Genomic DNA, 7,002 nt, shown 5'->3' with positions numbered 1-7,002 from the left:
CGTACATCGGTGTCCGCGGTGACGGAGCCCCGCAGTGGAAGTCCGGCGCGGGCAACGTCTACGCCGACGAGGGCAACCACTGGGACGTGACCTTCCACAACTGCGGCGGCTGCTGACCCCCGCGGCGGCCGCACAGCGCCAGGACGCCCCCTCCGGTGGTCACTTGGACTAACCGAAGGGGGTTCTTGGACTGGAGGGGCCCGCGCGGCGCGATCTCGTTGACGGTGCCGCCGGGGCGGGGCCAACTAGTGCGCATGTCCCTCCCCCCTTCGCGAAGAGTCCGTGCGGCCTGCGCACTCGCCGTCGCTTCATCCGCCGTGTTCGCCCTGGCCGGCCCCGCCCTGGCAGAGGGCACCGGGAGCCGGGCGCCCGCCGCCGCCGGGGCCACGACCGCGGCCACCCCCGTGATCTCCTCCTCCCGGCTCTCCGTCGCCGTCGCCGAGGACTTCCCCCGCGTCCTCTCGTACACCGACCGCGCGACCGGCGCCCGGCTCCTCGGCAGTACGGCCCCGGTCACGCACGTCGTGCTCAACGGCACAGCCCACGCCGTCCGGGCCAAGGCCGCCCCCGTCCTGACCGGCTCCTCCGCCGCGTACACCCTCACCTTCCCCGACCTGCCCGGCGTCGAGATCGACGCGCGGCTCGGCGTCGACGGCCGGACCACCACCTTCCGGGTGACCGCGGTCCGCGACACCGAGGGCTTCCGGGTCGGCACCCTCGACATACCCGGCCACGACCTGGTCTCGGTGGGCTCCTCGGACGCCGGCGCTGCGACCGCGTTCACCCGGCTCGACCCGGACTCCACCCGTACCGCCGACGTCTTCGCGCGGGTCACCGACGCCACCGCGGCCGACGCGAACCCGGTCGGCGCGAGCTACGCCCTCGTCAACACCGGGCAGCTGGCCGCCGCCGTCGAGTCCAACTCCAGCTACGACAAGCCCTCCGGCGCGTCCGCCCGCGACGGCGCCCGCTTCTGGCACCAGGCCCGCAGGAGCGGCACCGAGACCCGGGTCGGCGTCTGGTCCGGCCAGTGGACCTACCGCGGCGAAGGGGCCCCCAAGCCCGCGAGCGGCGACGCGCTGCCCTGGGCCAAGGTCGTCGTCACCCCCGACGCCAACGCCGACGGGACCACCGACTGGCAGGACGGCGCCGTCGCCTTCCGCACGATCGGGATCAAGGCCCCGGGCAGCGAGGAGACCCCCGACCGGGTCGTCGCCCACATCCCGTTCAACTTCGCCTCCCAGGCCACCCACCCCTTCCTGCGCACCCTCGACGACGTCAAGCGGATCTCGCTCTCCACCGACGGACTCGGCCAGTTCGCGCTGCTCAAGGGGTACGGCTCCGAGGGCCACGACTCCGCCCACCCCGACTACGGCGGCAACTACAACAAGCGGGCCGGCGGCCTCGCCGACCTCAACGTCCTCCTCAAGGAGGGCCGCAGGTGGGGCGCGGACTTCGGCGTCCACGTCAACGCCACCGAGTCGTACCCCGAGGCGAAGAACTTCAGCGAGACCCTGGTCGACAGGACCAAGCCCGGCTGGAACTGGCTCAACCAGAGCTACTACATCGACCAGCGGCGCGACATCAACAGCGGCGACCTCGCCCGCCGCTTCCAGCAGCTGCGCGACGAGACCGACCGGAACCTCTCCACGCTCTACATCGACGTCTACTACACCCACGGCTGGATCGCCGACGAGACGATGAGGGCCGTCCAGAAGCAGGGCTGGAACGTCGCCACCGAGTGGTCCGAGAAGTTCGAGCGCGCCTCCCTCTGGTCCCACTGGGCCAACGACCTCGACTACGGCGGCGCCACCAACAAGGGCCTCAACTCGCAGATCGTCCGCTTCATCCGCAACGGCGAGAAGGACGTCTGGAACAACCACCCGGTCCTCGGCCAGACCGCCCTCGTCGACTTCGAGGGGTGGACCGGCGAGACCGACTGGAACGACTTCACCGCCAACATCTGGCAGCGGAACCTGCCCGCCAAGTACCTCCAGCAGCAGAGGATCACCCGCTGGAACGGCAACGACCTCACCTTCACCGGCGGGGTCCGCGGCACCGTCGAGAACGGCGCGCGGACCTTCTACGACAACGGGCGCAAGGTCCTCGACGGCGAGGACTACCTGCTCCCCTGGGACGACGGCGGGAAGCTCTACCACTACAACAAGGACGGCGGCACGACCAGTTGGGCCGTCCCGGCCGGCGCCCGCTCGTACACGGTGTACAAGCTCACCGACAACGGGCGCGTGAAGACCGCCACCGTGCGGCCCACCGGCGGGAGGATCACCCTCGACGCCGTCGCCGGGCAGCCCTACGTCCTGTACCCCGACCGCGCCCCCGGACAGCCCGCCCCGAAGTGGGGCCAGGGCACCCCGGTCGAGGACCCCGGCTTCAACGACACCGGGCTCACCGGCTGGACGAAGGCCGGCACCGTCGCCCGTGACACCGACGGGCAGGGCCGCAACAGCGCGAAGCTCTCCGGCACCGCCACCGCCTCGGTCGGGCAGCGGATCACCGGGCTCACCCCCGGCAGGAGCTACACCGCCTCCGCCCTGATCGAGGTCGAGGCCGGGAAGACCCGGCCCACCACCCTCTCGATCGGCGGGAGGTCCGTCACCGTCGAACGCTCCGCGCTCCAGGACCGGGTCGCCGCCTCCGACTGGAACGGCACCCGCTTCCAGCGGGCCAAGGTCACCTTCACCGCGCCGCGCGGCGGCACCCCGCTGAAGATCGAAGCCGCGGGCGGCAGCGCCGCCACCGTCCGGATCGACGACGTACGGATCGTCGCCAACGCCCCCGCCACCAGGGCCGGGGCCGTGGCGTACGAGGACTTCGAGGCCGTCGACCAGGGCTGGGGCCCCTTCCTCAAGGGCGACTCCGGAGGCACGACCGACCCGCGCACCCACATCGCCCAGCTGCACGCCCCGTACACCCAGGCAGGCTGGAACGGGAAGCTGGTCGACGACGTCATCGGCGGCGCCGAGTCCCTCAAGTCCCACGACGAGAACAGCGGACTGGTCTACCGGACCGCGCCCTGGACCGTCCCGATGAAGGACGGCCACAGCTACCGCGTCGCGTACGCCTACCAGTCCAGCCACGCGGGCGCGTACGAGTGGATCACCGGCTACGACCGCGCGAACGGCAGCTCCGTGGAGACCCGCCGCACCCCGCTCGGGCAGCAGCGGACGACCGGGCACTTCACCGAGACCGTCACCGCCGGCTGCGGCGACACCTGGACGGGCCTGCGCAAGCGCGGTGACGCCCCGGACGGCGCCGACTTCGTCCTCGACGGCTTCACCGTCACCGACCTCGGCCCGGTTGCCGAGCCCGCCGCCTGCGGCACGCTGGACGTCACCGGGCCCGAGACCCTGGAGCCCGGCCGCCCGAACCGCGTCACGGCCACCTTCGGCAACGACGAGGCGGGCGACGTCTCCGGCGCCACGGCCCGGCTCACCCTCCCGGCGGGCTGGACCGCCGAACCGGCCGCGCCCGTCGCCCTCGGCACCGTCGCGGCGGGCGGGAGGGCCACCGCCACCTGGCAGGTCACCCCGCCCGTGGACACGGCCCACCAGGCGTACCCGCTGAGCGCCTCCCTCACGTACACGACCGGGGGAGGGGAGCGGAAGCTTTCCGCCGCCACCTCCGTCCGCACGCTGCCGCCGCCGCCCACCGCCGACAGCTGGGCCAGCGACCTCGAATGGACCTCGGCCACCAACGGCTGGGGCCCCGTCGAGCGCGACCTCTCCAACGGCGAGACCGGCACCGGCGACGGCTCCCCGCTGCGGATCGGGGGAGTGGCGTACGCCAAGGGCCTGGGCAGCCACGCCCCCGCCACCGTCCGCTACTTCCTGGGCGGCCGGTGCACCTCCCTCACCGCCGAGGTCGGCGTGGACGACGTCCAGACCAGCCGGGGCAGCGTCCGGTTCACCGTCCTCGCGGACGGCGCCGAGAAGGTGAAGTCCCCGGTCCTCAAGGCCACGGACACCGCCTGGTCGCTCACCGCCGACGTCACCGGCGCCTCCTACGTCGACCTGGTGGTCGACGACGGCGGCGACGGCAACGGCAACGACCACGCCGACTGGGGTGCCGCCCGCTTCCACTGCGGGAGCTGAACGGACACGGCCTGCCGGAAAGCGCTTTCGGCAGGCCGTGCCGTGCTCATTGATTGCGTCGGAAATCCGGTGCTACACCAGGCGCCGAACGGTCTCCACCACTTCCCCCGGGAGGCTCCCGTGCCCGTCCCCGCCTGGTCCCGCCGTACCTTCCTCGTCACCGCCTCCGCCGCGGCCGCCGCCCTCGGACTCCCCCCCACCGCCCACGCGGCGCCGGACGAGTTCGAGGTGCTGCGGCTCCGCTGGCTCGACCTCCAGCTCGGCTCCGGCTTCGACGCCAACGCCGAGCCCTACGCCTCCCGCCTCGCCGAGACGGGCACGCTCGCGCGCGCCTTCCGCACCGGCCTGGCCCCCACCGCCACCTCCCTCTGGCCCGACGCCCCCTTCGACCCGCCGGCCGGCGTCACCCAGAGCTACAGCCGCCTCTGGACCATGACCCAGGCCTACGCACAGCCCGGCACCGGCCTCACCGGCGACGACGGCCTGCTCGCCGACGTCCTGCGCGGCCTCGACCACCTCGCCGCCACCGTCTACCGGGCGGGCGCCCCGCGCTACGGCAACTGGTGGGAGTGGCAGATCGGCAGCCCGCGCCTCCTCATGGACATCGTGGCCGTGCTCCACCCGCACCTCGGCGCCGAGCGGATCGCCGCCGCGTGCGCCGCCGTCGACCACTTCGTCCCCGACTCCGTGCTGACGCACTACACCGGCACCTCCACCGGGGCCAACCGCGTCGACCTGTGCCGCTCGGTCGCGCTGCGCGGCGTCCTCGGCGCGAACTCCGCCAAGATCGCCCTCGCCCGGGACGCCCTCTCGCCCGTCTTCCCGTACGTCACCCAGGGCGACGGCCTCTACGCCGACGGCTCCTTCGTCCAGCACACCTGGGTCGCCTACTCCGGCACCTACGGCCAGGTCATGCTCGACGGCCTCGGCCGGCTCTTCACCCTCCTCGCCGGGTCCGCCTGGGCCGTCACCGACCCGAACCGCCAGATCGTCCTCGACAGCGTCGAGAAGGCCTACGCGCCCCTCATCTACGACGGCCTGATGATGGACAGCGTCAACGGGCGCGCGATCAGCCGAGGTCTGCTCAGGAACGACGACCGGCGGATCATGCGCTCGGACCACTTCCACGGCCAGGGCGTCATCGCGGCCATCGCCCTCCTGGCGGGCGGCGCCTCCGCCGCCGAGCGCGACCGCTGGCACGCGCGCGTGAAGGGCTGGATCCGGCGCGACACCGTCTCCCCGATCCTCACCGCCCGCCAGTTCGGCGTCGCCGACCTCGCCCGGCTGCACGCGGTGGCCGACGCCCCCGTCCCGGCCGCCCCCGAACCCACCGGCCACCGGCTCTTCCCCGCCATGGACCGGGCCGTCCACCGCCGCCCCGGCTGGGCCGCCAACATCGCCATGGCCTCGGACCGGATCACGTACTACGAGTGCGGCAACGGCGAGAACCCGCGCGGCTGGCACACCGGCGCCGGAATGCTCTCCTGGTGGACCCCGGACCTCGGCGACCAGTACACCGACTGGTTCTGGCCCACCGTCGACCCCTACCGCCTCCCCGGCACCACCGTCTCCACCAGGCCGCTCGCCGACCGGGCGGGCGGCGAGTGGGGCGCGCCCAAGCCGGCCGTGCGCTGGGTCGGCGGGGCCACCGACGGCGAGTACGCGGCCGTCGGCCAGCACCTCAAGGGCCTCGGCTCCACCCTGGAGGCCCGCAAGTCCTGGTTCTGCGCCGCCGACGCGGTCGTCTGCCTCGGCGCCGGGATCACGGCGACCGACGGCGTACCCGTCGAGACGGTCGTGGACAACCGCCTCCTCGGCGAGGCCGGGACCCAGGCCCTCACCACCGGCGCGCGCTGGGCGCACCTGGACGGCCACGGCGGCTGGGTCCTCCCCGGGGGGACCGGAGACCTCCGCACCCTGCGCGAGGACCGCACCGGGGCCTGGAGCGACATCAACACCACCAGCTCCACCGAGCGCCGGACCCGCCGCTACCAGACGCTCTGGCTGGACCACGGCACGGACCCGGTCGCGGCCTCGTACGTCTACCTCCTGATGCCGGGCGCCTCCCGGCGCGCGCTCGCGGCCCGCGCCGCCGACCCGGGCTGGCTGCGCGTACTCGACAACACCGCCGAGCGGCAGGGCATAGCCGTCCCCTCCCTCGGGCTGACCGCCGCCAACCTCTGGCAGGCCGGTACGGTGGGGCCCCTCACCACCACGGCCCCCGCGAGCGTCCTCGTCCGCCGCCGCCGTTCGGTGCTCGACCTGAGGGTCTCCGAACCGCTCCGCACCGGGCAGCCCCTGGAACTGGTCTGGGACTCGCCGGTCCGCCGGGTCCTCTCCCACGACCCCTCCGTGGAGGTCCTCGCCACCGGGCGCACGCTACGGCTCCGGATCACGCCGGGTACGCGGGGCGCGACCCACCGTTGCGAGGTCCTGGGCTAGCTCCACCGAGGTCTATGTCGAACCCCTACAAACACGAGGGGTATCTGGCTGTTGACTCGGGCCGGACAGGTGGCGGATCTGTCCGGCCCCACCAGGAATCGACACGCGAGACTGTACGGAGTGGACGGCGGGGTTTTCTTGTCCGACTTCGTAGGGTCGGAACATGACCGTTGTGGACCAGATCCCGAGCGAGCCCACCGACGCCCGTGGCCGAGTGGCCGAGCTGCACGTCCTGCGCGAGCAGGCGCTGAGCGGCCCGAGCGACCGGGCGACCGAGGCTCAGCACGCGAAAGGCAAGCTGACGGCGCGCGAGCGCATCGAGCTGCTGCTCGACCCGGGTTCCTTCAGTGAGGTCGAGCAGTTGCGCCGGCACCGGGCCGTGGGTTTCGGCCTGGAGGCGAAGAAGCCGTTCACCGATGGTGTGATCACCGGTTGGGGGACGGTCGAG

3 protein-coding genes are annotated in these 7,002 nt (G+C 73.2%); all 3 read left to right on the top strand.

Features of this window, described 5'->3' with window-relative positions; genetic code table 11:
* Positions 1-254: 254 nt before the first annotated feature.
* Positions 255-4,112, top strand: coding sequence for an endo-alpha-N-acetylgalactosaminidase family protein (locus tag ABT129_RS37810; RefSeq protein ID WP_351910773.1), 3,858 nt, complete (start codon positions 255-257; stop codon positions 4,110-4,112).
* A 120-nt stretch (positions 4,113-4,232) separates the two neighbouring features.
* Positions 4,233-6,554 (top strand): polysaccharide lyase 8 family protein, encoded by a 2,322-nt coding sequence (locus ABT129_RS37805; RefSeq protein WP_351910771.1) that lies wholly within the window; start codon positions 4,233-4,235, stop codon positions 6,552-6,554.
* Positions 6,555-6,717: 163 nt separating this feature from the next.
* Positions 6,718-7,002: carboxyl transferase domain-containing protein (locus ABT129_RS37800; protein WP_351910769.1), on the top strand; the 285-nt coding region annotated here is incomplete at its 3' end.

It is taken from the genome of Streptomyces sp. NPDC002057 (genome assembly GCF_040296665.1).
In the GTDB taxonomy this organism is placed as follows: Bacteria; Actinomycetota; Actinomycetes; order Streptomycetales; family Streptomycetaceae; genus Streptomyces.
Note: the sequence above shows the minus strand (reverse complement) of the source record. Positions and strands in the feature narration are given on the sequence as shown.